The sequence below is a fragment of the Drouetiella sp. genome (genome assembly GCF_059504425.1).
This window is the reverse complement of the sequence record NZ_JCACIN010000025.1, coordinates 111428-136390: the sequence shown is the minus strand read 5'-3', so window position 1 is coordinate 136390 and position 24963 is coordinate 111428. Positions and strand designations below refer to the sequence as shown.

Annotated in this window: 26 protein-coding genes and 2 tRNA genes; 14 read left to right on the top strand and 14 right to left on the bottom strand. The window is 50.7% G+C overall.

Annotation, left to right across the window (positions count from 1 at the left end; genetic code table 11):
- Positions 1-30 precede the first annotated feature (30 nt).
- From AC5JMP_RS06205 to AC5JMP_RS06195, 3 genes are all read left to right on the top strand, one after another.
- A complete protein-coding gene (locus AC5JMP_RS06205) occupies positions 31-1905 on the top strand; it encodes a two-component system response regulator (RefSeq protein WP_495850568.1) in 1875 nt (624 codons plus the stop codon).
- 477 nt (positions 1906-2382) lie between these two features.
- On the top strand, positions 2383-4500 hold the full coding sequence (locus AC5JMP_RS06200) for a peptidoglycan DD-metalloendopeptidase family protein (RefSeq protein ID WP_495850567.1): 2118 nt from the start codon (positions 2383-2385) through the stop codon (positions 4498-4500).
- A gap of 171 nt (positions 4501-4671) precedes the next feature.
- Positions 4672-4744, top strand: a tRNA-Thr gene (locus tag AC5JMP_RS06195).
- Between the two features lie 39 nt (positions 4745-4783).
- Here the strand turns inward: AC5JMP_RS06195 and AC5JMP_RS06190 are convergent.
- Positions 4784-5038, bottom strand: coding sequence for a hypothetical protein (locus AC5JMP_RS06190; RefSeq protein WP_495850566.1), 255 nt, complete (start codon positions 5036-5038; stop codon positions 4784-4786).
- Positions 5039-5096: 58 nt separating this feature from the next.
- Here AC5JMP_RS06190 and AC5JMP_RS06185 point away from each other — a divergent pair, with 58 nt between their 5' ends.
- From AC5JMP_RS06185 to AC5JMP_RS06175, 3 genes are all read left to right on the top strand, one after another.
- A complete protein-coding gene (locus AC5JMP_RS06185; RefSeq protein ID WP_495850565.1) occupies positions 5097-5345 on the top strand; it encodes a Ycf34 family protein in 249 nt (82 codons plus the stop codon).
- Complete coding sequence (locus tag AC5JMP_RS06180) at positions 5342-5965, top strand: rhomboid family intramembrane serine protease (RefSeq protein ID WP_495850564.1); 624 nt, start codon at positions 5342-5344, stop codon at positions 5963-5965. Before AC5JMP_RS06185 ends, AC5JMP_RS06180 begins: the two co-directional genes overlap by 4 nt.
- 187 nt (positions 5966-6152) lie before the next feature.
- On the top strand, positions 6153-6800 hold the full coding sequence (locus AC5JMP_RS06175) for a DUF937 domain-containing protein (protein WP_495850563.1): 648 nt from the start codon (positions 6153-6155) through the stop codon (positions 6798-6800).
- A 383-nt stretch (positions 6801-7183) separates the two neighbouring features.
- On the opposite strand, the gene AC5JMP_RS06170 is transcribed toward AC5JMP_RS06175, so the two are convergent.
- Positions 7184-9391, bottom strand: a complete 2208-nt coding sequence (locus tag AC5JMP_RS06170; protein ID WP_495850562.1) for a DUF4912 domain-containing protein — start codon at positions 9389-9391, stop codon at positions 7184-7186.
- Between the two features lie 121 nt (positions 9392-9512).
- On the bottom strand, positions 9513-10670 hold the full coding sequence (locus AC5JMP_RS06165) for a PP2C family protein-serine/threonine phosphatase (RefSeq protein WP_495850561.1): 1158 nt from the start codon (positions 10668-10670) through the stop codon (positions 9513-9515).
- Between the two features lie 201 nt (positions 10671-10871).
- On the opposite strand from AC5JMP_RS06165, the gene AC5JMP_RS06160 reads away from it, so the two are divergent.
- Complete coding sequence (locus tag AC5JMP_RS06160) at positions 10872-11291, top strand: ATP-binding protein (RefSeq protein ID WP_495850560.1); 420 nt, start codon at positions 10872-10874, stop codon at positions 11289-11291.
- A gap of 58 nt (positions 11292-11349) precedes the next feature.
- On the opposite strand, the gene AC5JMP_RS06155 is transcribed toward AC5JMP_RS06160, so the two are convergent.
- The 4 genes from AC5JMP_RS06155 to AC5JMP_RS06140 are packed head-to-tail and all read right to left on the bottom strand — an operon-like array spanning position 11350 to position 13457.
- Complete coding sequence (locus AC5JMP_RS06155) at positions 11350-11736, bottom strand: hypothetical protein (RefSeq protein WP_495850559.1); 387 nt, start codon at positions 11734-11736, stop codon at positions 11350-11352.
- Positions 11726-11872 (bottom strand): hypothetical protein, encoded by a 147-nt coding sequence (locus tag AC5JMP_RS06150; protein WP_495850558.1) that lies wholly within the window; start codon positions 11870-11872, stop codon positions 11726-11728. The genes AC5JMP_RS06155 and AC5JMP_RS06150 overlap by 11 nt, the downstream gene beginning before the upstream one ends.
- A gap of 17 nt (positions 11873-11889) precedes the next feature.
- Positions 11890-12585, bottom strand: coding sequence for an esterase/lipase family protein (locus tag AC5JMP_RS06145; RefSeq protein ID WP_495850557.1), 696 nt, complete (start codon positions 12583-12585; stop codon positions 11890-11892).
- A complete protein-coding gene (locus AC5JMP_RS06140) occupies positions 12567-13457 on the bottom strand; it encodes an alpha/beta fold hydrolase (protein ID WP_495850756.1) in 891 nt (296 codons plus the stop codon). The genes AC5JMP_RS06145 and AC5JMP_RS06140 overlap by 19 nt, the downstream gene beginning before the upstream one ends.
- 137 nt (positions 13458-13594) lie before the next feature.
- Here AC5JMP_RS06140 and AC5JMP_RS06135 point away from each other — a divergent pair, with 137 nt between their 5' ends.
- The 3 genes from AC5JMP_RS06135 to AC5JMP_RS06125 are packed head-to-tail and all read left to right on the top strand — an operon-like array spanning position 13595 to position 14713.
- Complete coding sequence (locus tag AC5JMP_RS06135; RefSeq protein WP_495850556.1) at positions 13595-14023, top strand: hypothetical protein; 429 nt, start codon at positions 13595-13597, stop codon at positions 14021-14023.
- Between the two features lie 57 nt (positions 14024-14080).
- A complete protein-coding gene (locus tag AC5JMP_RS06130) occupies positions 14081-14365 on the top strand; it encodes a type II toxin-antitoxin system RelE/ParE family toxin (protein ID WP_495850555.1) in 285 nt (94 codons plus the stop codon).
- 18 nt (positions 14366-14383) lie between these two features.
- Positions 14384-14713 carry a HigA family addiction module antitoxin gene (locus AC5JMP_RS06125; RefSeq protein WP_495850554.1) on the top strand — a complete coding sequence of 110 codons (330 nt, stop codon included), beginning with the start codon at positions 14384-14386 and terminating at the stop codon, positions 14711-14713.
- A 181-nt stretch (positions 14714-14894) separates the two neighbouring features.
- Here the strand turns inward: AC5JMP_RS06125 and AC5JMP_RS06120 are convergent, their stop codons facing one another.
- Complete coding sequence (locus AC5JMP_RS06120) at positions 14895-15230, bottom strand: hypothetical protein (protein WP_495850553.1); 336 nt, start codon at positions 15228-15230, stop codon at positions 14895-14897.
- 164 nt (positions 15231-15394) lie between these two features.
- On the opposite strand from AC5JMP_RS06120, the gene mutL reads away from it, so the two are divergent.
- Both mutL and AC5JMP_RS06110 read left to right on the top strand, forming a co-directional pair.
- Positions 15395-17086: a DNA mismatch repair endonuclease MutL gene (mutL, locus tag AC5JMP_RS06115; RefSeq protein ID WP_495850755.1), complete on the top strand. Its 1692-nt coding sequence runs from the start codon at positions 15395-15397 to the stop codon at positions 17084-17086.
- A gap of 283 nt (positions 17087-17369) precedes the next feature.
- Positions 17370-18842, top strand: coding sequence for a M16 family metallopeptidase (locus tag AC5JMP_RS06110; protein WP_495850552.1), 1473 nt, complete (start codon positions 17370-17372; stop codon positions 18840-18842).
- Between the two features lie 13 nt (positions 18843-18855).
- Here the strand turns inward: AC5JMP_RS06110 and AC5JMP_RS06105 are convergent, their stop codons facing one another.
- Entirely contained in the window at positions 18856-19626 is a 771-nt protein-coding gene (locus AC5JMP_RS06105; protein ID WP_495850551.1) for an FkbM family methyltransferase, read from the bottom strand.
- Positions 19627-20215: 589 nt separating this feature from the next.
- Between AC5JMP_RS06105 and AC5JMP_RS06100 the strand changes: the two genes are divergently transcribed.
- A tRNA-Pro gene (locus AC5JMP_RS06100) sits at positions 20216-20289 on the top strand.
- 122 nt (positions 20290-20411) lie between these two features.
- Here the strand turns inward: AC5JMP_RS06100 and AC5JMP_RS06095 are convergent.
- From AC5JMP_RS06095 to AC5JMP_RS06075, 5 genes are all read right to left on the bottom strand, one after another.
- Positions 20412-22067: a hypothetical protein gene (locus tag AC5JMP_RS06095; RefSeq protein ID WP_495850550.1), complete on the bottom strand. Its 1656-nt coding sequence runs from the start codon at positions 22065-22067 to the stop codon at positions 20412-20414.
- Positions 22068-22486: 419 nt separating this feature from the next.
- Positions 22487-23350, bottom strand: coding sequence for a cyanophycinase (locus AC5JMP_RS06090; protein WP_495850549.1), 864 nt, complete (start codon positions 23348-23350; stop codon positions 22487-22489).
- Between the two features lie 28 nt (positions 23351-23378).
- On the bottom strand, positions 23379-24083 hold the full coding sequence (gene mtgA / locus AC5JMP_RS06085) for a monofunctional biosynthetic peptidoglycan transglycosylase (RefSeq protein ID WP_495850548.1): 705 nt from the start codon (positions 24081-24083) through the stop codon (positions 23379-23381).
- Between the two features lie 30 nt (positions 24084-24113).
- Positions 24114-24257, bottom strand: a complete 144-nt coding sequence (locus tag AC5JMP_RS06080; protein ID WP_495850547.1) for a hypothetical protein — start codon at positions 24255-24257, stop codon at positions 24114-24116.
- On the bottom strand, positions 24254-24379 hold the full coding sequence (locus AC5JMP_RS06075) for a hypothetical protein (RefSeq protein ID WP_495850546.1): 126 nt from the start codon (positions 24377-24379) through the stop codon (positions 24254-24256). The genes AC5JMP_RS06080 and AC5JMP_RS06075 overlap by 4 nt, the downstream gene beginning before the upstream one ends.
- 117 nt (positions 24380-24496) lie before the next feature.
- On the opposite strand from AC5JMP_RS06075, the gene AC5JMP_RS06070 reads away from it, so the two are divergent.
- Positions 24497-24661, top strand: a complete 165-nt coding sequence (locus tag AC5JMP_RS06070; protein WP_495850545.1) for a ribbon-helix-helix domain-containing protein — start codon at positions 24497-24499, stop codon at positions 24659-24661.
- The last annotated feature ends 302 nt before the right edge of the window (positions 24662-24963 follow it).

Genomic DNA, 24963 nt, shown 5'->3' with positions numbered 1-24963 from the left:
CCCCGCTTTTTGGATGCTTCTTAGATTCAGATGTCTCAGTACCTCGATCACCAACATCATTTTGCTCAACAAGAGCGGTCGCCCAAAGAAGATATTCTCATTGTGGATGACACACCCGAAAATCTGCGTCTGCTCTCTACTATTTTGATCCGTCAGGGCTATGGAGTGCGCAAAGCCATTAATGGGAAAATTGCTTTGATGGCAGCTCAAACGGTGCAGCCTGATTTGATCTTGCTAGACATCATGATGCCAGAAATGAACGGCTATGAAGTCTGCCAACATCTGAAAGCTAACCCGCAAACCAATCAGATCCCTGTTATTTTTCTCAGCGCCCTCAGCGAAGGCAACGACAAAGCCAAAGCCTTTAGCGTAGGCGGCGCAGACTATATCACCAAGCCTTTTCAGCTTGAGGAAGTTTTGGCGCGGGTAAAACAGCAGATTACCTTAAGGTCAGTCAAGTTAAAGAACCAAAAGCTGACTGCCGAGCTAGAGCAGCGCGTGCAGGAACGGACGCATCAGCTAGAACTGGCTAACCAGGAGCTGAAGCAAGAAATTAATGAACGACAGCTTTTACAGACTCAGTTGATGCGGATGGCGCTCCACGATGCCCTGACGCAGCTCCCCAACCGATCGCTATTTATGCAGCGCTTGGAAACCGCGTTAAAGCGAATTAAAGATGACGCTGGAGGGCAGATCGCCGTGCTGTTTTTAGACTGCGATCGCTTCAAGCTCGTCAACGATTCTCTCGGCCATCTTGCCGGAGATGAGCTGCTCATTGCCATTGGTCGCCGTTTGGCAACGCTGCTGTCTCCAAGGGATACGCTGGCTCGACTCGGCGGTGACGAGTTTGCCATCTTGATCGATCGCTCCAATAGCTTCCCGCTTCACATTTCTAAGCTTCAGGCTCAGCTTGCCGACCAAATTTTGGAGGCTTTGACCCATCCATTTCAGTTAGAGCATCATGAAGTTTTTATCAATGCCAGTATTGGCGTTGCGATCGGCGATTCTAGCTATAGCAGACCAGAGCATTTGCTCCGAGATGCCGATACCGCCATGTATCGCGCCAAGGCTTCGGGCAAAGCTCAGTATCAGGTGTTTGCACCCGCCATGCATGCCGCCACTCTAGAGCTTTTGCAGCTAGAAACCGATCTGCGCCGCGCCCTTCAGCACAACGAATTTGTCTGTTACTACCAGCCCATTATTGATTTGACAAGCGGCAAAATAGTTGGGTTTGAGGCGCTAATTCGCTGGCAGCACCCTCAGCGAGGATTGGTGATGCCGGGGGCATTTATCCCAACGGCTGAAGAGGTGGGGCTAATCTATGCGATCGGCAACTGGGCATTGAAAGCAGCCTGTCAGCAGCTCTACCGATGGCAAAAAGACTATCCTGATGCCCATCTGTCCATGAGTGTCAATATTTCAGCCCGTCAGTTTACCCAACCTGACTTAGTGCAAGAGATAGACCAAATCTTGCTAGAAACCCAGCTCGATCCTCAATATTTGAAGCTAGAAATTACGGAAAGTGCGCTGATGGATAATGCCCGATCGGCAGTCAACGTTTTGCAGCAGCTTCGAGCCAGAAAAATTCAGCTCAGCATTGATGATTTTGGCACCGGGTATTCTTCCTTGAGCTATTTGCACGCTTTCCCGATTGATACGCTAAAAATCGATCGCTCTTTTGTTCAACGTATGGATAGCAACTTAGAAACTACGGATCTCATTCCCCTGATCATCAACATTGCCCAGACAATGGGTATGAATGTTACCGGGGAGGGCATTGAAACCAGTCAGCAGTTGGCTCAACTCCGAGCGCTAGGATGTAACTTTGGTCAAGGTTTTTTGTTTTCAGAAGCGCTGGCGGCTCAGGAAGCCACCCAATTGATCGCGCAATCACCCCGCTGGTAAAAGCTGTAGCGCTGCTGATTTCAGGTATGAATTTTTTGAAAGGGTCGCTGAGCGACCCTTTCAAAAAATTCATACCCCGATTAAGTAAAGTCAGAGCTGTGAACCGGAAAGTTCTGAGGAGATTTTCTGAGCTTTAACGAATTTTTACAGAATGCTGTCCAAGTCATCACTTTGCGGAAAGATTTCCAGCGTTACCTTGGCTTATCCGGATTGACTGGCTATCTCTGTGGAATAGCAGATTAAGCAAGCTTAGCCAATTAAGTGTCGATGAAGCCCCGTAAAAACACTGGTCATGAGGATCATCTCATGGCAAGATTTAAGCGATATTTCCATCTAATTACCCAGCCCTGAGAGACCAGGTTAATCAATCGCCATCTTTTCAATCTTTCAAGTTATAGGGCTTAAGGAAATTCTTTTGCCTTACATTTTGTCTCAGAAGTTTAGCCGGATCAACGCCGTGTCGTTCTTTAGGTTCCGATGAAGCATTTTCAAAAATCTATCGGTCAGTCTCTAATGACTGTCCTTATGACTTCAACCGTGCTTGAAGTTTATATGCTGCCCATCTTCGGCGCATCTAACCCCCCAAGTTCCCCTAGCCCATCCGTTGATATCCAAAGCCCCGGCATGTCAACTGGTTCGGAGGCGGCTGTCGAAGTTGCCACGCCAGAAACAATTGCTTCTCCTAAGCCCAGTGACTCTGCACCCGAAGGTCTGGCACCCGCAGCCGATATTTCTGAGGCTGTTGCATCTGAAATTGTCATGCCCAAAACCGCCGTACCTGAAGCTGCCGTACCTGAAACTGCCGCACCTGAAACTGCCTCAAATGCAGAAACTCAACCTATTCCCACTGAGAAAACTGCTGAAACTGCAAATAAGGTTAGGCAAAATCTGGAAGGCACCGCAGCATCCGATCGCCTTGCCGCCTCTAGACAAGCCGTTTCAGAGCGATTGGCAGCCCTGGTAAACCGCGATCGCCTTTCCAAAGAAGCACAGCTTCAGCAAAATCTGGTGGCGCTTGCCCTTTACTATGCTCAGCTGGGTGAATTTGCAGACGCGCGGCAGGTTATTCAGCATCCGGCTCTGTCTCTTGAAATACAAGCTGCAACGCTGGCAGAAATTGAGAAACTTGCGGTTTCTGCGCCTGAGCAGTCTGGATCTAAAGTGGCTGAGGCAGCTGGACAACTTGTTCCTGGACAGCCCGCAACCGTACAAACGATCGTCAATACCGCCAGTCTGGTTAATTCGCCAGAAGATGCAGTCGTCGTGACGCCGATCGCGACGCCGATCGCTGGCAGCTACCCTGAAGGCGGATACCTGACTGTGCCTTCAACGCCAGAACTGCTTCAGCCCTACTTGAGCGATCGCTGCCTGAATTCCTCCAGCGCTACGGCTGGTATCCCTGCGGCTGGTGTCCCTGCGGCTGGTGTCCCTGCGGCTGGTGTCCCTGCGAAGAGAGATACATCTAGCAAACTCGTTGCAGCACAGCCCAAACGCAGCTCGTCCTTTTTGCCGATTGGTCAACAAGTTGCGGCGCGGCTATCGGCTGATGAGGTGTTGGCAACTCATGTCGTCAAGCCGACTGCAAAGCAAGTACAGCCCATTCCTATGCAAACCGTTAAGGTCAGCCGTGTTGCGGCGATTCCTCTTGGGGTTCAGCCTCAAAAAAATCCTCAGCAGGTTAGCCTATCAAACGCCCCGGCGGCTGGCATTGCCTCAACTGGAGGCGATCGGCTGGTCAATGCGACTGGGGTAAATGCGGCTAAGGTAAAAGCTGAGATAACCGTAAAAGACCTGGGAATGGTTCTACCTTCGGGAATACCGACGCTGCAATCTATCCTTGAGAGCTGGATGTACAGTGCTAGCCCGTCTGCTATCAGGCTTCCGGACAAAGCCGATGTAGCCGATGTATATGATGCCCAATCTCAGCTATCCTCTTTGCCGCAGTTAATTAAGCTCTCTAGACAAGCAACCAAAATTAGCGTCGGCGCACCTAACAAATCTGTTGCCGTGAATCAGACGGTTAGCCCTGCTTCTAGCCCAACTTCTAGCCCAACTTCTAGCCCAACTTCAGGCTATTGGAGAACGATCGCGGCAAACTGCGGCGGATTGCAGACCGACAGCATCACCGTCTCTTCTGAAAGTAATCAACTGGCGAGGGACATGGTCTTTCCGTTGCCTATCCCTGTTCCCCTGACTTCTGGATTTGGCTGGCGAACTCACCCGATTGGGGGCGATCGCCGCTTTCATAGCGGGATTGACTTAGGTGCGCCCTTTGGCACTCCGGTACTATCTGCCTTAGCAGGTCGTGTGGTCGCGGCTGGAGATATGGGGGGCTACGGACTGGCTGTGATTGTAGAAGCGAGTTCTGTAGGACAGCAAAATCTTTACGCTCACCTGTCAGCGATCGCCGTCAGACCGGGCGATCGCGTAGAGCAGGGCAGTGTTTTAGGGTTAGTCGGCAGTACCGGCAGCTCTACTGGGCCACACCTGCATTTTGAAACGTTGCTTCCTTCTACAGAAGGCTGGACTGCTGTTGATCCGCTGGGAGCTGCTGTCGCTGCTGCTGTCGCTACGCCAACGCAGGTTTCTCAATAGTGGCTGGTCGAGGCATGATTTACAGCAATTTTCAATTGCATAAACCACAGTTATTTTTGTAGAAGCCTTGCTCTGCGCGGCTTCTACAAAAATAACCCACAATTAACTAAGCGCAAAGCGCTGTGAATTGCATAGAAACGGCTGAAAGTTTGTTATATTGAGATCCGAATTGCTGGTGTAGCTCAGTTGGTAGAGCAGCGGTTTTGTAAACCGCCGGTCGCAAGTTCGAGTCTTGTCACCAGCTTTGGGACTTATAGCGTGGAGGAATCTGCCCCGCTGTAGGTCAATGCTTTCTAATCAACGCGAGGCGATCGCAGCCCTCGTAAGCTTCTTCCAACGATCGCAAATTAACCTGCAACCCTTCTAAAACCTGTTGGGCTTTTTTTGTACGCGATCCTAACCGGACTCGAAAAGAGCCTTCAAGAAGAGATATAGCAACCGCCAAGGCGGTTAGGGCGGGGATATTTAGGGTGGGGCGCGAAGCGCCCCACCCTAAATATCCTAAGCAAACTGGCGATAGCCATAAAGGTTTTCCCAAGAATATTATTGGATATTCTAGAATTGGGTATGGAGTAGCAAAAGCGAGGGGTTTGCCCATGTGTATTTGCATCAATTGCCACTACGTCGATCGCTGCACGACCTATCACGCAGTAGAAGAGCTTCATCTACAGCGGCATCTAACCGAGTCTCCTGATTTTGAAGCGACAGCACCCGAAATTAACGCCAATATTCGGGTCTTAGATGACGCAATCGAGAAAGAATATGACGTGGTAGGCTGTCTGAGCTTTAAGGAAGAGATCGGTAAATGGGTACGCTTGCGTCCGGGTGAGTTGGTGCCTACATGAGCAATCGTGAAGTTGGGAGAAACCGTGAAGTTCGGGGTTTGGTGGGCGAAGTCAAAGCTCAGGTAGCCATCCTAGTCTTCGCCGTGGGCTTGATGTGGGCGATCGAAATCGTCGATTTTTTCTTGGGTGGAGCGCTTAACAGCTTTGGCATCATTCCTCGGAGTGTGATGGGGTTGCGAGGGATTTTGTTTGCACCCTTTTTGCATGGCAACTTTGCCCATTTGATTGCCAATACCGTGCCTTTCGTGACGCTGGGCTGGTTTATGATGCTGCGGCGCACCAGCGATTTCTTTGGGGTGACGGCGATCGCCATGCTAATTGGTGGGCTGGGCACCTGGCTTATTGCACCCGCAAACACCGTTCATATTGGGGCAAGTGGCGTAATTTTTGGCTACCTGGGATTTTTGATCTCTCGCGGCTACTTCGAGCGCAGCTTCGTTTCTATTCTATTCTCCGTTATCGTGGGTTTGGCTTACGGAGGCTTAATCTGGGGCGTTTTACCAGGACAGCTAGGCATTTCCTGGCAGGGGCACCTGTTTGGCTTTGTAGGTGGCATTGTTGCCGCTTGGCTGATGGCAGATTCTACGGCTGCACGGAGGCGATCGCCACGAGGGTTTTGACCTGCACTTGATAAAAAATCAGCCCCGCTTGATAAAAAACCATTAAATCAGTGTAAAAACCTCTGATTTAGAGGTATTCATTAACGAGGGGCTGATCTGTAAAAGATGAGTCTTCTAAATCTGCCGATCGAGTTGCAGATATCTCCGAAAAGACTATCCAGCTTTTATCAAGCTAAGGTGCAAAAAAATGGGACTTTTCTTTGATGTATTGAGCGCTGTTAATAATCCCAACCAGCAAGCCAGTGTAGGGCAATTGGGATCGCTTTTGAGTTCAGTTCAGCAGGTTAGCCAGCAAACTGGATTAGATGCGGGTACAACGCAAAATGTGATCTCAGCTTTGGGAGGCGCACTCCGTCCGGTTTTGCAGCAGCAGAGTTCGGAGATGGGGAGTTCGCAGCTTGCAGGAATGCTGGGTCAGCTCGCAGGGGGCGGCAATCCTCTGGGAGGGATGCTGGGTCAGACTGCTGGAGGCAATCCTCTGGGAGGAATGCTGGGTCAGGCAGCAACGGCAGCTATGGGGGGCGGCATGGGGGGCGGCATGGGGGGCGGCATGGGCGCGGCGCTCCAGTCCTTGATCCCGGCTCAAATGCAGCAGCAAGTAGCGCAGGCTGTGGCGCAAAAAACGGGGTTAAATCCAACCATGGTGCAGTCTATGCTGCCTATGTTGATTCCTGTGGTGCTGGGCTTTTTGAACCTGGGAGCCAACAAGCCAGGTGTACCGGGTGGTGGCGGCAATCCTCTGCTCAGTGCTTTCCTAGATAGCGATCGAGATGGAGATACTGATTTGGGCGATGTCATGAAATTTGCAACTCGCTTTCTGAATCCATCTCGGTAATTATCCATCTCGGTAATTTGGATAGTCGCAATCTGTATATTCAGTAATCTGAATACAGAGTACATAGAGCTTCAAGTCATGATGCTTTAAATGCTAGAGAGGGGCGATATGGATCGCCCCTCTCTTATAGCTATAGAACTACGCGCTTAGATCCAATGGGTTATTTTTTGAGAGCCGCGCTCCGCGCGGCTCTCAAAAAATAACCCGTCCTAACTCAATTACGTAGGGCTATATCACCAGTTTGCTTAGGACGTTTTGGGTGGGGCGCGCAGCGTCCCACCCAAAACGTCCCCATCCTAACCGCCTTGGCGGTTGCCATACCTGAAGAACTAAAGATTCGCACTACTGAGTAAAGCAATTGGCATAGGCATTATTTTTATAGCTTAACGATCGTGCGGAGTTTGTCGGGGGGTAGGAGCATTCGTGGGAGCATTGGCAGAGCGGATGCGTACAGGGGTCGATCGCGCTACGGGGAGCCATCTTCCTTCTTCGGTGAGATAGCCTAACGTCGCAATGTAATCACCATAGGAGGGAACGCTAACATGGCGATCGTTAGCGGTTTCACTGCATTCAAACTGCTGTAAGCCTTTGGGTGGCTGATCGCTCAAGTCTACGCCCGTAATATCGTAAATTCGCAACACCAGACGATGTCCGCCCTGCTGCCGCAACTCCTGCTTACGCTCTTCCGAAACTTCCCAGTAGACGTAGATTTCGTCTGCACTGCGGGGAACCAGAAGTAGCCGACTTTCTGAGGCAGCTGAAATGTTAGACGGGGGAGGATCTGCCGCAACGACTTCTCTTGAAGGAATGGATTCTCTTGAATGAGCGGTTTCTCTTGAAGGAGCGTCAACTAGAGGGGCATCGGCCGGAGCTGTGTTAAGAACGACGGGTGCAACCGCATCCACAGGCGGAGCCTCGAAACTGAGGGGAGTCTCGGTAGGCGAACTGAGTTTCTGATCTGAAGGAATGCAGACCGGAACCCGCACATGGGGCGATCGCGCTAAGGGCAGCCAGCGTTGCTCAGCCGTCATGTATCCAATTTCAGCAATATAGTCTCGATCGTCCACAGGAATGGGCACATGCAGATCTGGAGATGCTTCTGAGCAAGCAAACTCCTGGGTGCTATGGGGAGTTTGGTAGTAGGCATCAATATCGGTGACATCGTAAAGCCGCAGCGTCAGCTCTTGTCCACCCTGTTGCTTGAGCAAGGTTTTATGGGCTTCGGGCACTTCCCAGTAAGCATAAGCAGATTTGCAGTTGCGCGGGGTAAGAACAATGCGGCTGTCAGGGACGCTAGACACTGCTGAAGATACTGGTAGTACAGGTGCAAACGTGTCTTCTGATGCAGCAGGAATAGATGCAGCAGGAATAACAGTGGCAGGTGCGATCGGTTCCCTCGATCCTGGCTCCACTCTAATTCCACTGCTGATTTCGTCAGCGGGTGGTCGATCGCGCAGTAGCCATGCCAAAAGCCCTAATCCTCCTAAGGCTGGGAGCAGCCACCACCAGCGCGATAATAGACCGTCACCTTCAACGTCAGCGATTAGATTACCCGGTGAAGCGCTTGCGCTGGGACTTGAGGCAACTGCGCTCGGCGAGGCTGTTCCTGGCGAGGCTGCACTGGGTAATGCTGCTCCCGGCGAAACTGCTGGGCTAGGAGCATTGAGCTGAGGAGGAGCTGTTGGAGCCGCCGCTGGACTTGCCGCCGTTGCGATCGCTCCCGCCGTGACCGCAGCGATTCTGGCTGCCTCTACGGCTGCCTGACTATCGGGCGCAGTAGCAATGCCCAAGAAACCCTGGACGGCTGGGCTAGGATTAGCGCCCTTGTAGACGTAGGAAAACGGCTGTGAGAAAGGGTAGCGTGGATCGTTGGGCAAGGTTCCGTAGAGGGGAAGAACGCGCACAGCCGGGTTGTTGCTCACCTGCTCGACAATGCCATAGCTGATGCCATCATTGCCCAACTGCTGAATCACGGCTTCTGTACTATCTTCTGCCACTTTGAGAGCGTTTGCGCCCGTCTGGAAGGGAGCGGCTTGAAAGACAGGATAGCTGGACAAAGCGCGGCGGGTGTCGCTGGCATCGGGGCGATCGATCAAACGAATCGGCAAATCGATTCCGCCCACCTGCGACCACTCCACAGCTTCGCCTCTAAAGATGCTGGCAAACTGTTCGCCCGTCAAGCCTTGAGTAAAAGGATTGTTGGCTCCCACAAAAATGGCAATCTTGCTGCGGGCAACCGGGACGGCAACCAAGCCTTTCGCCAGTTCTTCTGCCGTCAGCGGACGACCGATCGCCGCCAAATCTATTTTGCCGTCCAAGACCGCCTGGAGCGACGCCTCACTGCCGCCGTAGCCGGAATTTACCTGCGTACCCGGAAACTGAGTTTTGAAGCGATCGCTCAGCGCCTGGTTAATGGACTTCATGCTGGTAGATCCGTCAATCTTTACCGTTGTGCCTTGGGGCAGAGGTGCTGGAATGGGGAATGCAGCTTGAGCCAGGACTACGTTTGAGGTTAAGGCGGCTGATGGAGTAACGGCAAAAGCTAGCAACGCTAAAGCGGTTACGGCATTGCATTTCTTAGATAGTTTCATAAAATCCTGACTGAACCTTGCATTTGCGAAAAGCACGCTGTGATTATAAGGTCAAGTCTCGAAAACGGAGGAATTTAGCAATATTTATTTTTCATTTGCGATCTATTAGCGCCTTTTCACTCTAGCCAAATTTCACCTGCAACAGAGAGCAATCATCCTCAAAGCTGCCTTTGCCGCTGAAAGACTGCATGGCTTGAATAATGGGATCGAGCGGATCGGGCTGCGAACCATGCATCTGGCTGAGGAGCTGAATAAATTCATTTAAGTTCCAGGGCACTTCATCTGATTGCGCCACCTCATAAATACCGTCGCTAAAGAGGTAGAGCGTGTCGTCCGGGCGAACTTCACAGAAGTCGCTGGGATACTTGCTCTCCGTTAACATGCCGATCGGCATTCCCCGCGTTTTGAGGAGCTGAATATCGGCAGATGACGAGACTTGCGCCGACATCAAAACCGCTGGAGGATGTCCGGCACTCGCATAAACTAACTGCCGTTTCTGTTGGTTGTACACTCCATACCAAATGGTGAAATAGCGGCTGTGATGCTCATCCATATCAAAGATTTCGTTGAGCGATCGCAACACATTGCTGGGCTGATAAAAATTGGCGCTGGGGAGAGACTGCGATCGCAGCATATTTTGCACAGTCACCGAGAGCAGTGCTGAGCCTAGTCCATGTCCTGAAACATCGAGCAGGTAAATGGCTAGGAAATCGGGATCGAGCCAAAAATAGTCAAAACAATCGCCGCCCAGCTGGCTAGAGGGTAAAAACCGATAGGTGGTGGAGACTTTTCCAGTGAGGGGATGGGGCAAGAGCGATCGCACATAGGCGGAGGCTTCGGCAAGTTCGGTTTCTAGAAGCTGCTTTTGCGTTTGCAGATCTTGGACTAGCTGCTGAAGATCTTGTGCCGACTGGTGGAGCCGTAGTCCCGATCGCACTCTTGCCTGTAGCTCATGCACTTCAATGGGCTTGGGCAAAAAATCATCAGCTCCTGCATCTAGCCCTATGACCCGATCTACGACCCCCGATCGAGAGGTAAGCAGGATGAAGAAAATACTGGATAAGTCTGGGTCAGCTTTGATTTGACGGCAGACTTCTAGACCCGTAATGCCTGCCATCAGCCAATCGCAAATGATCAGCGCTGGACGCAGGGCTTTCGCTTGCAGGATGCATTCCTCGCCGCTCTCTGCGACCGCAACCTGATAACCTTGAGCTTGCAGCGTTTTCCTTAAAATCATCCGGATGACGGGGTCATCGTCAACAATTAGTATCTGAACCATTTCTAAACCATGATAATTCTGAGACTTCAAGAGCTAAGGCTTGATGCGCTCAAAGCACCTCTGGAAATATCATGCCCAAAACGATACAGTGATCTGGGTACTCTGCCTTTCAAAAAATTCATACTCAGATTAAGCCACGCTCTCAACGTTCAGCTAACATCCCGCCGCGTTCCCTATCTTCCGTTGTGACCGTTCTCCACAATGCCAAAAAGCAGTTTTCGAGCGAAAACCGATTTGAGTGAACTGGTTCAGATCCTGACCTGGTTTGATGCGTTTACTCAGTCATCGCTGCCAGAAACAACCTTTATGCAGTGCCAGACGCTTCTGGCAGAGGGATTTACCAATGCGGTGCGTCACGCCCATCAAAGCAAGGCGATCGATCTGCCGATCGATATTGAGCTGCAATTACTAGATCAGCAGCTTGAAATCCGCATTTGGGACTACGGCGAACCGTTCGATTTGCTGCAAAAAGTGAAGAGTTTGCCCGAAAAAGTAGACACAGCCTCAACGGGTGGGCGCGGCTTGAAATTGCTGGAACAGCTGGCAGATGGCTTTAGCTATACTCGTGTCGATCGACGCAACTGCTTGGTAATGGTGAAGCAATGGCACTGCGCTCTCTAAGATGATTTTTTGTTGAAGAGGGGCGCTCTGCGCCCCTCTTCAACAAAAAACATCCCCTTCAATCTGCCGACTGCCCATCTCGCCGACCCAGGTCGTAGACACCACAGCTAATACAGGCAATAATGCCCATGCTAATTGTCCAGCTATGTCCCAGCCCTGCATCAACGCCCCAGTTGCACAATCCGCCCACGACCAGAAAGGGAATGATGCTCAGCAGTGAAGCAAACAGATCGTTGAGCGATTCACTGGCTTTGCGGGAACGCTCATACTCCTGCGTAGAGAAGTAGAGCGATCGCTCCATAAAATTCATCCAGCGCGTCAACTGCTCTATCACCCATTCGCTAACGGGGGAAAAGCCCAGGTACAGCGCCAGTGCCCACAGCCCGATGCCTGCCAATGTGGTGATGTCAATTTTAAATTGGAAAGGCAAAAGTTCAATTAGCATGGGCGGGGCTAGATGTAATTCGTCTTTCGTTAATGTAACCGATCGCCTCAACTTCATGACTATCATCACCTCTCCGTTTGCCAGCGGTAAGCATAGCAACCACCCAAAATGCCCCCAGCAAACTGGCGACAGCCATAACGAAGAGAGGAGAGATTACGCCAGATGTGCCGCCCAAACCTTTAGCGGCTCAGCCGATCCGTACCAGAGTTTTCCCGATCGCGGAGAATGCAGCACGTTTTCTAAGGTCAGGTTTTCTGCGCCCTCCAGATGGGCAGATGCGATCGGCGTAATGCCATCGCCCCAGCAGTCACCCCGCCCGCAGGTGAGTTCATAGCTACTGTAGGCAAACCAATTGCCAAGCTGCCGTTTGCCATAGATTGATTTTCCGGCAACACAAATATGGCGCACTTCAGGATGCGGAAGGCAGCTATTTTTGACAAAATCCAAATTGCGCTTTGTCCAGCGCTCCTGGCTCACATGGGGCGTTCCTAGCGTCGTCAGGGTCTGCACCTGCGAGAAAGCTTTCCAGAGACGCACCTTGTCCGCATCGCCGGGATGAACGTCGTAGGAGGTTTCGCCTAGGTAAATTCGGCAAATCCAGCCGCCTGCCGAGTGACCGACCAAGTTAATGCGATCGCTCCCCGTTTCCGCTCTGACGCGCTGCACCGTCTGGTCAAGCTGCTGCAAAATTGGCACCATCGATCGCCCACCCAGAGTCGGCAACCAATCTCGCCGCCGCAGAGGAACCGTGTAGGCAGCAAACCCCAGCGTCTTCAGACCCGCCTCCATTTCCTGGTAGGGACTGGCGCTGGCAAGGTATCCCGGCAAAATTACGACGGGTAATCCCATAAGCCCCCTTGAGCCTCTTGCAACCACTGCAAAATTTCTGCATTGACAACAGCCGGACGCTCATCATGGGGGCAGTGCCCGGTGTTGGGAATGGGCACAAACTTAATGGACTGATGTTCGCCAGCCGCCTGGTATGCTTTTGATCCGGCGATCGGGGTCCAGGGATCAGCCTCGCCCCACAGCACTAGCAAAGGCTGAGCAATACGTGGCAGAAGCTCTTCGGGTCGAGGACCTGGAGGAGCCGTGAGAATCGAGGCAAAGACTTTTTGTGCCCCCGGATCGCAGGAAGGCTGATAAAGAATATCAATCAGTTCGTCGGTGATGGCGGTCTGGTCATGGTAAACCTGCCGCAGCGTGTTCCGCAGACGGGGCTTACGGCGAATCTGGTTAAACAAAAACCCTCCCACCAGCTCAGAACTCACCAGCTTTGTGAAGGCACCCATCACTAGCCGCAGCGGCGGATTCAGCTCCTCTGGGCGATGGTTTAGCCCACCTGCCGGGTTTAACAATACTCCACCCGCCGCCATTTGGGGCGCGTCCGCCAGCAGCATCAGCGTTAGCAGTCCGCCGATCGAATTTCCCACAAACACCGCAGGCTCTTGGACATGGGCACTCCAGAAATCCTTGAGCAACTCCTGCCAAAGCTCAACGCTGTACTCCAGCAGGGCTTTCTCAGATGCGCCAAACCCCAGCAAATCCAGGGCAAACACCCGGTACCCGGCAGCAGCCAAAACCGGAATATTTTGTCGCCAATGACCGATCGACGCACCAAACCCATGAATCAAAATCAGTGGCTTACCCTCGCCCTGCACCGTATAGGCAATGCGATGATCTTGCCAAGTCCAGGTGAGAATTTCGATCGGCAGAGGCATTTCCAGAGCAGGTGAGATCTCAGTTGTCACGGTTGTTCACGTTTCTTAACTATCTCTATCATAATGCTGGAGCGCTGTTCGAGGGAGATCCTTCCGGTGGTAATATCAAATCCGGCTGAAGATTTATGAAGGTTACTATGGACACTAATCAGGGGAGCAATCCGGAAGATAGCCAGCAGGAAGACGATAGCCTGGGCACCGTAGAAGAATTGTTAGTCGATCAAGATTTGGCTTCAGCAGGGCTAGAGCCTGAAGAACAAGAGCTGTTTGCCCGAATTGAAGCTGCCCGCAAGCTTCTCCCTGGCTGGTTTATCGTGCGCATGATGAGTGACTCCTGGTATTTTGGGCTGCTCACGACCAGCAATAAGATTCTAGGAATTCAATGCATTGACGAAGTGTATCAGGCGGCAGATGGCAGTATTTGGATGGATGTGACGCTGCTAGACACCGATCTGCTGCGGAGAGACACCATTCAGCAAGAGGTGATCATTGCGCCCACTTCGCGCACTCGCGCCAGCGTCAACGTCAGCCACGTCATTGCCGCCTTTGAGCTAGAGGACACATAATAAAAAATCAAATATACTCTTGCTTGACAGTACTATCGCCATACGTTAGCATTTATCGTGATCGTAAGTTTCAAATCTCAAGAAACTAAGCTCATTTTCGAAGGCTTTAGGTCTCCCCACTACCCACCCGATATTCAGACAGTTGCTCTACGAAAACTTCTTATGCTAGACGCGGCAGTATCCATTAACGACCTGCGCGTTCCACCGGGTAATCGGCTGAAGAAGTTAGAGGACGATCGAGAAAAGCAGTACAGCATCCGAATTAATGACCAGTGGAGAATTTGCTTCATCTGGACAAATGAGGGAAATGCCGATCAGGTAGAAATAGTGGACTACCACTGACAAAGTAAATAACGTGCCATGGACAGCAACCGCTTACCAAATATCCATCCTGGCGAAATCCTCAAACTAGACTTTCTGGAACCGCTAGACATTACGCCCTACAGACTCAGCAAAGATGTGGGCGTAGCTCAAACCCGTATCGGTGAGATTTTGGCTGGAAAGCGGAGCATTACCGCAGACACAGCTCTGCGCTTGTCCAAATACTTTAACAACAGCGCTCAGTTCTGGCTAAATCTTCAAACCCAGTATGATTTGCGTCAGGCTCAAGAAGAGAATGTGGAAGTGTATAGTCGCATTCCTGTTGCGCCCTTTGTGAACGTGGTCTGCCAGGATCATCCAGCCAACTAGATGAGGTAATGTTTCTCTCACCCCAGTTCGCTACTAGCATCCAGCCGCCCAAATATATTATTGCCCTGCTAGACCATTTCAGTGGGATGAGAATTATGGCACTGGTTCCGCTGAGTGAGGCTCCTAAAAAATAATTGTGATGTACACAATTGAAAAGGGCTGTAATTAGGTGCGATCGCACCTAATTCGATATTTCACTAGACATGTCATTAGACATGATGTGAGGTACCTGATACAGAGAGATTTCAGCCTGTGAGTAGCCGTTTTGCCAACAGGCGACCAGACATCGCTGCCCTTGCTCCCACTCCTGATCGGTGTGCCAACAGTGAGCCAGACACCTTTGCGAACTAGCGCATCTGGGATTAGGGATTGAGGATTGGGAGATAGGACTTTCTGGGATAGGAGCCTCTTGAATCGAGGAACGATCGCTCGGTTGGATGGAGATTTGAGCGGTCGAGAGTTCTAGGGCGTTTTCTACTTCGACCGCATAGAAAGAGGTTTCAAATTCCTTACTCATGGCGGTATCTCTGATTTACATCTGTCCTTAGCGTAGAATTTTGGACAAAATGGCACTTCGTCCTTCAGCAGCACCTAGTTGGGCGATCGCTCAATACTCCATCGATCGCCCGAATGACTCACTTTGCATCACCCGATCGGCACAAATTCACTACACTGATGGGTATGGATGCAAGCGTTCTTTCAGGGATTCAAACCCTATCTGAAGAAGTCGTTCACTTAATTGCAGCCGGAGAGGTGATCGACTCTCTGGCTGCTGTCGTGCGGGAGCTAGCCGAAAATGCCTTAGATGCGGGAGCCACCCGAATTACTATTTCGGTCTGGGCGGAGCAATGGCGAATCCGGGTGGCGGACAACGGGCGAGGCATGGAGCGCCATGATTTGGAGCAGGCAGCATTGCCCCACAGCACCAGCAAAATTCGTAATAGCGCCGACCTATGGAGAGTTAATAGCCTGGGGTTTCGGGGCGAAGCGCTTCATAGTCTGGCTCAATTGGCTGATCTGGAAATTTGCAGCCGTTGGGGAACTGTTAATGAAGGTTGGCGTATTCGGTACAGCAGTCAGGGCGACCCCATTCACATAGAGGCAGTGGCGATCGCTCCCGGCAGCATCATTACCGTATCTCACCTATTTGCCAACTGGATGCCGCGCCGTCAGGGTATGCCTCCTGCGGCTCAGCAGCTCCGCGCTATTCAGTTGGTGGTTCAGCAGCTTGCTCTGTGTCATCCCCATGTCACCTGGCAAATTGAGCAAGCGGCGATCGCTTCAGCCGCCCATGAAACCCGCCCTTGGTTTACGCTACTATCCGGCACTTCGGCTCAGCATATTTTGCCGCAACTCCTACGGGATGTACAGCCGAGCGATTTGCAAGAACTGCGGCATAGCAATTCAACATACCTGTTGCTGGGTTTGCCCGATCGCTGCCATCGTCATCGCCCCGACTGGGTGAAGGTGGCGGTCAACGGGCGCGTGGTCAAAATTCCTGAGCTAGAGCAGGTGATTTTCGCCTCGCTACGCCGGACTTTGCCCCGCGATCGTCATCCCGTTTGTTTCGTGCATCTGCGGTTGCCACCCAGCCAAATTGATTGGAACCGTCATCCGGCAAAAGCCGAAATTTATTTACATCAATTGGATCACTGGAAAACGCAGATTGAAACGGCGATTGATGCTGCGCTGCGCCTTAACCCCGGCAGCGTTTCAGAGTCTGCGTACAACAGCCGCCTTGGGCAAGTGATTCGAGCGGCAGAAGCAGCAGGAACGTATGGAGATTCGAGTCGCAATGCTGGCTTCGACCCAGATGCAGCGATCGCTCCTCTGATTCCGCTCAAAGCCCTCACCCAAGTTCACCAGATGTATATCTTGGCAGAGCATCCTGAAGGCATGTGGCTGATCGAGCAACACATCGCCCATGAGCGGGTGCTGTATGAGCAATTGCGCGATCGCTGGCAGCTGGTTCCGCTAGAGCCTCCGGTGATCTTAAATCAGCTTTTGCCTGCGCAGATCGAGCAGCTTCAGCACTTGGGGATTCCGGTAGAACCTTTTGGCGATCGACTCTGGGCGGTGCGGCTAGCCCCAGAGCCTTTGGCACAGCGGAGTGACTGTGCAGAGGCTTTGATGGAACTGAGCTTGGGGGGAGATTTGGACACGGCAGTGGTGGCGATCGCCTGTCGTACTGCCATTCGCAACGGTACGCCGCTGAGCCTAGAGGAAATGCAGACATTGCTGGATCAGTGGCAAAACACCCGGAATCCGCGCACTTGTCCTCATGGTCGCCCCATCTATTTGCAGATAGAGGAGTCCAGTCTATCGCGGTTTTTTCGACGACATTGGGTGATTGGCAAAAGTCACGGAATTTAACGGAATTTAGCAGATGTGAGTCTCTGGCATCTGAGAATCCCTGATCCGATCGCGCCCATAAATCTCAATGCTCTCGCTAATTAATCTACACAGCGTTGGATGGCGGCTTAGGCTGTATTGCAACAATGCTATGGTAATCCAAGGCTGTTGGTAAGGCACAGCTTAGCAACGGTAAAGCGAATGGGCGCATTGGTACGGGTAACGTTGTTTGCTAGTCAGGTGTTAGAGCGATACCTCTGAGATTTGCAGATTATCTAGGTCATTAAAATTGGAAGTTGACTGTATGCAGGGTCGTGGAAAGCTGGGTCGGATGTTGAAGTATGGATTGATGGTGCTGTTGGCGATCGCAATGGTGGGCTGGGGGCGATCGCCCGCTTTGGCAACACCCCGCCATTACACAGATTTGCAGTTGCCCCCAGCCCCAGAAATTAAGATTCCGAACTATACGCGGTTTACCCTAAGCAACGGCATTCAGGTGTTTTTGCTGGAGGATCATGATTTGCCGCTGGTGGGTGGCTCGGCGATGGTGCGTACGGGCGACCGCTTAGAACCTAGCGATAAAACTGGACTAGCGGGCATTGTGGGAAATGTCATGCGTAGCGGTGGCACGCGCGACCATTCGGCAGAGGCGCTGAATCTGATTCTAGAGCAGCGAGCGGCTTCCATAGAGACAGGTATTGACACAACTTCTGGAACGGCGAGTTTTACAACGCTGAGCGAAGATCTAGAAGCAGTGTTTGGGTTGTTTGCTGAAGTTTTACGTCAGCCTGCTTTTCCTCAAGAGAAAATTGATCTAGCCAAAACACAAATTCAAGGAGCGATCGCCCGTCGCAACGATGACCCTGAGGGAATTGCAGGACGAGAGTTTCAGAAGTTGATCTATGGAGCCGAAAGTCCCTACGCTCGCACCATAGAATACGCCACGCTAGACAAGATTTCTCGCAATGACGTGATGAGTTTCTATCAGCAATCCTTTCAGCCTAGCAATATCTTATTGGGTATTGTGGGTGATTTTGATAGCGTTAGAATGCGATCGCTGATCAAAGCTGAGCTAGAAGACTGGGAAGATAAAACCCTTGTATCCCAGATTATCCCCTCTGCTGCTCAGGCACAGTTGGGTGGCGTGTTCTTGGTCGATCAACCTCAGCTGACTCAAAGCAGTATTCAGATAGGTCACTTGGGCGGCAAGCTAGATGACCCAGACTATGCGGCGCTATCGGTATTAAATGAGGTAATGAATGGCTTGGGCGGCAGATTGGTGAACAGTATCCGATCGCGCCAAGGTCTAGCCTACAGTGTCTACGCCTTCTGGTCGCCAGAATTTGACTTTCCAGGGACATTTGTTGCTGGAGGGCAGACGCGATCGGAGGCAACCGTGCCCTTCATCCAATCGACCTTGGCGGAGATTGAGCAGGTGCGCGATCGCCCCATTACCGAGACAGAACTAACCAACGCTAAAGAGTCTGTTTTGAATGCCTTTATCTTCCGGTTTGCCACACCTGCACAAACGCTGGGACGGTTCATGCGCTACGAATATTATGGCTATCCGCCAGACTTTATCTTTCGCTATCAAAAAGCCGTCGAAACCACAACGATCGCCGATGTTCAGCAAGCCGCCCAACGTCACCTCAAACCCGATCAGCTTGTGACGCTGGTGGTGGGCAATGCTGCCGCAATGCTGCCTCCCTTGAGTACGATTGACGAGAACGGTAAGGTGACTGAGCTGGATGTGACCATTCCTCGGTTCAAGGCTTAGGGCTGCTTAAAAACTAAAAGGTGTAGAACGCCTTGCGGGTTGGCGCATGGAGATAGGCGATCGTATCCACTGAAACTTGAATTAAGCTGTATCCTAACTTTGCCAAAAATGCGAAACATTCTTTTTGATCATCTAGAGACAGCAGCGAATGTTCAAAATTAATGATGGCAGGTTTAATTGCATCAAATGGGATCATTTTAATGATCTCAAAGTCGTAGCCGATCGTGTCAATCACCAGTAAATCAACCTGGTTGACATGATGTTTTTCCAGCAGTGTCTGAAAGGTCAGCGCCGGCAAGGGAATAGTTTCAATCAAAGATTCAATATCAGTAGGTAGATGCAAATCTTGTTTTTGACTACTCAATAACTCCAGCATCTTCTCTCGATCTAAGCTAGCAATCTGATAACACCACATCGGCAACTTGTATTGTCCATCGTCACGGATAGCATAGAAATTTTCAGTACCATTTTGTGCGGCAATTAAAGAGTTCTCGAAAGCAAGCTGCGGATGATCTTTATAGTGTTTTACCAACTGTTTGAATATATTAGGCTGAGGTTCTACCAGTAGACCACGCAGTCGATACTTATGAATTAGCTCTGTAACAGGATCAGCAGTTTTGCCGTCATTAGCACCAATTTGCACAAAGAAAATATCTGGCTTCTGCTGCATGTAGTTCTGCAAAACTAGATCCAAGACATCAATATAAGACAGCTCAATAGAGGGACGAATTTTAGAAATTCGATAGCCTAATCGGTTGATAGTTTGCTGAAGCACTTGTTTCATAAAGCAGCTTAGTTTGAATACTCAAGTGAGTGTTAGTAAGTTAAGCTGCTTCAACTTATCAAAGGCTTCCAGAAAATCCAGGTGTTGTAGTTTACAACGTCAACTAATTCTTACTATCTTCATAATTTCGACTCTATCAAAATTCGGCTTGCCTAAGTTCTTCTAAGACAGTGCTTCTCGTTGAATTACCTGAGCTTTGATACAGCTATTGGCGCTTTAACGAAGGCGATCGCTCTGGCATGCATCCCCAATCATTTCGTATTCAGAGCTATTTCATAGCTGTCTTTACCCTATTCGAATACAACGCCAATCATTTTTCAGCTAGAGTATCGCCCAGACTTTTCTCCAAATTGGCAATCATAGTCTGAATGAAATCAGAGTAGAGCCATAGCCGTTACTTACTCATGATGTCTATATTGGCACTGGCAATGCGATCGCAGGGCGGCAAGCTGTTCTCAACAATTATTTCAGTCATGAAACAGCCGAGACTTTATAGCCTCAGCCAAAGTTGCTAAAGTCGTCTATTACCCGCTAGACTAATTCAGTGGCATTCCGCTAGTTTATTGAAAACTTGTCAGGAACGTCATTACGGGATGTAGCGCAGCTTGGTAGCGCACTTCGTTCGGGACGAAGGGGTCGTGGGTTCGAATCCCGCCATCCCGATTGGTGTTGAAAGTTAATCCTATCTCAGACATCGTTGCAGATGTCACTGGAACTGACTTTGCCTCAGGCGATCGTCATTTAGGTGGAATCAACGCTGCAAACTATTTCTAGGGTGTCAACTTCTAGGGTGTCAACAACACAGGGATTGCAGTCACCGGAACGGCATTGTCACTAATTATAGTAACAGTGCCGTTCAATTTTTTGATCTTCGTAACCCCTGTCAAAGCGCTGCTGTTCATGACGAAGGGCTTTCCATTTGTCCATGCCAAGTAGGAATTCTGTCCGGAACTGTTTACGAGCTTAACAACTTGCAAATCATCAAAGTTGTTGCCGTGACGAGAAACAAGCTTCAACCCATCCAAGTCGTGCATGAGCTGCGCCCAGCCGTATTTGAGCTTGGTCGAAGACTGCATCCGCGCCGCTACGTCGGTAGACATGCTGTCGTCAACCCAATTGTAGAAATCATACTGGCTTGCGCCATTGATGAATGCAAATAAGGCGTTCTGGATAGTCTGAGAGAGGGCGCGATCGGCACTGTAGTAATTGTTTGCGCCCCCTAAAGTTCCAGCTTCAGTGATCCAAATGTCACCGTACATTTTGTAGACATTCCAGGTTGAGTTATTGATGATCAGGATATTATCTGGAATTGAGCCTTTAGGCGTAACGGCTAGCGTTGCGTCGCTCAAGTAGTAATGCAAAGCCAGCACATCACACCAGTTGAAACCGCCTAACTCCCCGAATCTACGAACGTAGTCATCAATGTAGCGATCGGCATCTCCAGACTGAGCAGCACCCCCTGGATAAAGGAAACTGGGTGAAACCACAGTGATGGTGGAATCCGTTTCTTTGATCGCCTCATACATTTCCCGACAAACCGTAACCAAGTCCTCAATGCTGCCACTGAAGTATCCTCTATTGTCTGTAGTATTGACCTTAAGGTTCGCTTCATTCCACAGCTCGATCGAGCGGATCATGCTGGGAAATGTCTTAATCAACGCCTTCAGAAAATTAGCAGCGTCCTGCCCTGAGAATAAAGAACTACTGCCAGGTACTCCGCCTGGTGTTGCTGGGGAAGAAGGATTTAGCTGTGCATAAGCTGGTGTGTCTAACAACACAATATCGATCTTTGAACCCGCCTTGTAAAAACGGTTCATTGCCTGCCGGAAGGTTTCTGATCCGGTGGCGGGGTCATACTTCACATCGAAGTTATAGACAACAGGATTGCTGCCAGACTTTGAAGCCATGTTGCTCCAGTGAACAAATAGGCGCACTGCCGGATAGGGGATATCAGGATTGACAGCCAGATAGGGGTACATGTTCAGCCCAAAGCTGGTCTTGGTAAACCCAGTTCTAACCAGTCGCCATGTGGAATTCAGTGGCTGAAAGTTTGGCGTAAATGCCTGAGCCGCACCTGTCGGGTCAGCCGGAAGTGTGAAACCAGGGTTGACCCATGTCAAAGTAGAGGCTGCCGCAGGCGTGTTTCGCACTTGTGTATAGGGCGACAGTGATGTGATTGTGTAGTCAGGTGTAACCGACGGCACAGTGGCAGCAGTGACGGAGTCAAGGTTCGCCGTTGCAGTGCAAACTGCAACAATGACTCCATTGAAATACTCGTTCTCAGCAGTATCGCTGCTGGATTTACAGTAATTTGCAATAGGAGTGCTGGTAGCCACTAGGTGAAAATAACCGTGAACTGTCTCTGCGATAGATTGCTGAGAGACTAGCACCAGACTTGTGAGTGCCCCAAGGAAAAGTAAGATCTGTCTACGTGTAACCATTAGGAGATCCGCTCGCCAATTGTGTTTACTGGCAGTGGCACCCCGTTGAACTCTTCAAAAAGCTCCAGTTATGGCAACCGCTCTGGCGGTTAGGACGGGGATATTTTGGGTGGGGCGCTTCGCGCCCCACCCAAAATATCCTAAGCAAACTGGCGACAGCTATACTCGACTGGCACCTTGAGCCTTTCACTATCAAGACTCAGTGCAAGAGTTAGCACGCTGAACTCTATGGCGATTCTAGCCTGTGTTTTAGGGTAAGCGCTCGTCGTTATGATGGGTAAAGCTTAATGTAAGCGATGAGACAGCCCTATTTTTATGAGGATAAGCCTCAGGAGTTGATTGAAGAGATTAGGGCGATCGTAGAATCGTTTGAAAAGTACCTCTCTGAAAAAAGGGAGCTAGCTTTCATCCAAGACGAATTACGATCGCAGCAACCCCTCGTTCCTGGCAATAGGCTGCCTTAATCGCAAATCAAACCGACAGCCTTCGGTCAAAATATGTAGCTTCACGCCAAATACCGACATTGGCTGACGATCGGTAATGTTCTCTAAATTGCTGTGGGTGACACTCGAATCATCCACCACCGTCACCGAGCCTTCTCCCAGTACCCGAAACTCAGTGCCCTGAATGACGATCGCCGTATTTTCGTCGATGCCTACGCCAATTACTGCCGGATCGAGCAACAGCGCCGCCAGCAGCCGCCCTAGCCGCCCTCGCTGGGCAAAATGCTGATCGAGCACCATGCCCCGGACAAACCCCATACCGGGTCCCAGGAGAACCGTATCGCCGCGTGGGCTAGTTTCCGACTCGCCTCGCACAATCATTCGTTCGGGCATAATTGCTGCACCAGCACTGGTTCCGGCAATCACCACGCCTTCCAGATAGCGCTTGCTGATGGCATCATCTAACAGCGTGTGCTTAATCGATTCCACAATCCGCGCCTGATTGCCGCCCGTGAAAAAAATGCCTGTGGCTTTGCCGATCGCTTTGATCGCCTTGAACTGATTAGCATCAGCGCGATCGCGAGTATCCACCACCTGCACATTGGCAGCTCCCAAAGCCCCGAACACATCAATGTAAGTCTCGCCTGCCTCCTCTGGTTCGCTAGTTGCCGCCGTCAGCACCACAACTTGTGCCTCTCTGCCTCCCGCCAGCCCAATAAACTCCCGTAAAATCTGGCGGTCTTCGTGCCGATCTTCTGCTCCCCCAATGATGACAAGCGCTCCTTGCGCTGCATCCAATCCCACTTCAGCTCCTGCTCTAGATTGGTTTAACGGCTCCATTTTCTCCTTATCTTCACGCAGCTTTAAACTACAGCCTACTCAGGTAATCGATCCCAAGCTGCTGCATTTGCTGCAAAATCCAGTCCTGATGCCGCAGCACGATCGGCGAAGGCTGGTCAACTTGGTAAATTTCTGGCCCTGGTAAGACGGCTGCCAGAAGTGCCGCCTCCTCTCGACTTAACTGACTGGCAGATTTGGCAAAAAACTGCTGGCCTGCTGCTTCCACGCCAAACAGGCGATCGCCAAACTGAGCAATGTTTAGGTAAACTTCCAAAATCCGCTGCTTCGACCATAGCAGCTCTAGCAGCACCGTAAACCAGGCTTCCAAGATCTTACGTCCTAAGCTCCGTCCCGACCAAAGGTAGAGATTCTTAGCAACCTGCTGGCTAATGGTGCTGGCACCGCGCAAGTCGCCGCCTGCTTGAGACTCTTCGATCGCCTGTTTCAAAGCGTCAATGTCAAATCCATGGTGGCTAGGAAATCGCTGATCTTCAGCCGCGATCGCCGCCAGCGCCATATCCGGCGAAATCTCAGGGTAGGGCTGCCAGCGGTAACTGTAAGGCTGAATTCGCCCATTCTGAAACATAGATTGCAGCATAAAGCTGGAGGTTGGCAGCGGCAACCAGCGCCAGGGCAGCACCAGCAAAATTGAGAGGAGGAAAAAGGCGATCGCCAAATTAGCTACTTGCGACAGCAGCCAATGCAACCCGAATTTGTGACGCTTGCGGCTCACTGATCGAACTTAGCCAGATTGACAGCACTCTTAAAGATAGCGCGAGTTCAAACGATCGCCATGAATTGCTGGAGGCAGATTAAGCAAACTAGGTTGGGGCGATCGCCCCTCTGAAAGTCCAGCGAAAGACTTTGAGAAAAGACTTTGAGATACGCGATCGCCGTTTTTCTTCATTGCGATTGCCGTTCTTCTTTACTGAGAATCACCAGGGCTTTATCAATGTCTCGAATCTTGATTCCTCGCAAAGCAGTCAGGATCGCTTTAATCAAAGCGGCTTCATCGTCACTCAGCACCATAAACGCAGCTCCTTTATTTTGACGTTAATTGACGTTGTTTAACGTCTTACAACGCTATCACATTGCGATGGCAGCGTTCTACAATCTTTATGAACTTTTGACGTTATCTGGTTCTACGTGGCTACAGACAAAGACAGAATTACCGTTTATCTGCCGTCAGGACTGCGTGAGCGGATCTCACAGTTGGCTGAACAAGATAAACGGTCTGTGAGTGCCACGATCGAAATCTTGCTGTTGAAAGCCATAGAATCGATGGACAACGAACAGCAAAAAAAGCCCTAGAAGTTGGGCTTAGACAATGTTTCAATGGCGTTCATGAATTATTGCGGTAGCAAATCCTAAAAATTTTCCATGATTGCCTGCCTGAACTTGCGATCGCACCTCTAAGCATCCGGTGAGAGACTGCGAGATACGCCATTACACCCCAAGGTTTCAAGTGCGATGGTCTGGGGTGCGACGATGAATTTTTGAGTCCTGGAACAGTTCGCAGCCTCTTTAAGAACCAATTCGCTCGAATTGATTGCGATACCGCCTTAAAGCTGAAGGAATTCTTTAACTGTCAAAGCATCAGCGAACTCTTTGAA

Excerpts from the sequence above, each read along its gene's own strand:
- AC5JMP_RS06200 (WP_495850567.1), top strand. The coding sequence starts at position 2,383 with ATGAAGCATTTTCAAAAATCTATCGGTCAGTCTCTAATGACTGTCCTT.
- AC5JMP_RS06155 (WP_495850559.1), bottom strand. The coding sequence starts at position 11,736 with ATGCTAATTGAACTTTTGCCTTTCCAATTTAAAATTGACATCACCACA.
- AC5JMP_RS06125 (WP_495850554.1), top strand. The coding sequence starts at position 14,384 with ATGGACAGCAACCGCTTACCAAATATCCATCCTGGCGAAATCCTCAAA.
- AC5JMP_RS06120 (WP_495850553.1), bottom strand. The coding sequence starts at position 15,230 with ATGAGTAAGGAATTTGAAACCTCTTTCTATGCGGTCGAAGTAGAAAAC.
- AC5JMP_RS06095 (WP_495850550.1), bottom strand. The coding sequence starts at position 22,067 with ATGGTTACACGTAGACAGATCTTACTTTTCCTTGGGGCACTCACAAGT.
- AC5JMP_RS06080 (WP_495850547.1), bottom strand. The coding sequence starts at position 24,257 with ATGAAGAAAAACGGCGATCGCGTATCTCAAAGTCTTTTCTCAAAGTCT.
- AC5JMP_RS06175 (WP_495850563.1), top strand. The coding sequence starts at position 6,153 with ATGGGACTTTTCTTTGATGTATTGAGCGCTGTTAATAATCCCAACCAG.
- AC5JMP_RS06165 (WP_495850561.1), bottom strand. The coding sequence starts at position 10,670 with ATGGTTCAGATACTAATTGTTGACGATGACCCCGTCATCCGGATGATT.
- AC5JMP_RS06090 (WP_495850549.1), bottom strand. The coding sequence starts at position 23,350 with ATGGAGCCGTTAAACCAATCTAGAGCAGGAGCTGAAGTGGGATTGGAT.
- AC5JMP_RS06170 (WP_495850562.1), bottom strand. The coding sequence starts at position 9,391 with ATGAAACTATCTAAGAAATGCAATGCCGTAACCGCTTTAGCGTTGCTA.
- AC5JMP_RS06110 (WP_495850552.1), top strand. The coding sequence starts at position 17,370 with ATGCAGGGTCGTGGAAAGCTGGGTCGGATGTTGAAGTATGGATTGATG.
- AC5JMP_RS06160 (WP_495850560.1), top strand. The coding sequence starts at position 10,872 with ATGCCAAAAAGCAGTTTTCGAGCGAAAACCGATTTGAGTGAACTGGTT.
- mutL (WP_495850755.1), top strand. The coding sequence starts at position 15,395 with ATGGATGCAAGCGTTCTTTCAGGGATTCAAACCCTATCTGAAGAAGTC.
- AC5JMP_RS06180 (WP_495850564.1), top strand. The coding sequence starts at position 5,342 with ATGAGCAATCGTGAAGTTGGGAGAAACCGTGAAGTTCGGGGTTTGGTG.
- AC5JMP_RS06150 (WP_495850558.1), bottom strand. The coding sequence starts at position 11,872 with ATGGCTGTCGCCAGTTTGCTGGGGGCATTTTGGGTGGTTGCTATGCTT.
- AC5JMP_RS06205 (WP_495850568.1), top strand. The coding sequence starts at position 31 with ATGTCTCAGTACCTCGATCACCAACATCATTTTGCTCAACAAGAGCGG.
- AC5JMP_RS06140 (WP_495850756.1), bottom strand. The coding sequence starts at position 13,457 with ATGCCTCTGCCGATCGAAATTCTCACCTGGACTTGGCAAGATCATCGC.
- AC5JMP_RS06185 (WP_495850565.1), top strand. The coding sequence starts at position 5,097 with ATGTGTATTTGCATCAATTGCCACTACGTCGATCGCTGCACGACCTAT.
- AC5JMP_RS06105 (WP_495850551.1), bottom strand. The coding sequence starts at position 19,626 with ATGAAACAAGTGCTTCAGCAAACTATCAACCGATTAGGCTATCGAATT.
- AC5JMP_RS06075 (WP_495850546.1), bottom strand. The coding sequence starts at position 24,379 with ATGGTGCTGAGTGACGATGAAGCCGCTTTGATTAAAGCGATCCTGACT.
- AC5JMP_RS06145 (WP_495850557.1), bottom strand. The coding sequence starts at position 12,585 with ATGGGATTACCCGTCGTAATTTTGCCGGGATACCTTGCCAGCGCCAGT.
- AC5JMP_RS06135 (WP_495850556.1), top strand. The coding sequence starts at position 13,595 with ATGGACACTAATCAGGGGAGCAATCCGGAAGATAGCCAGCAGGAAGAC.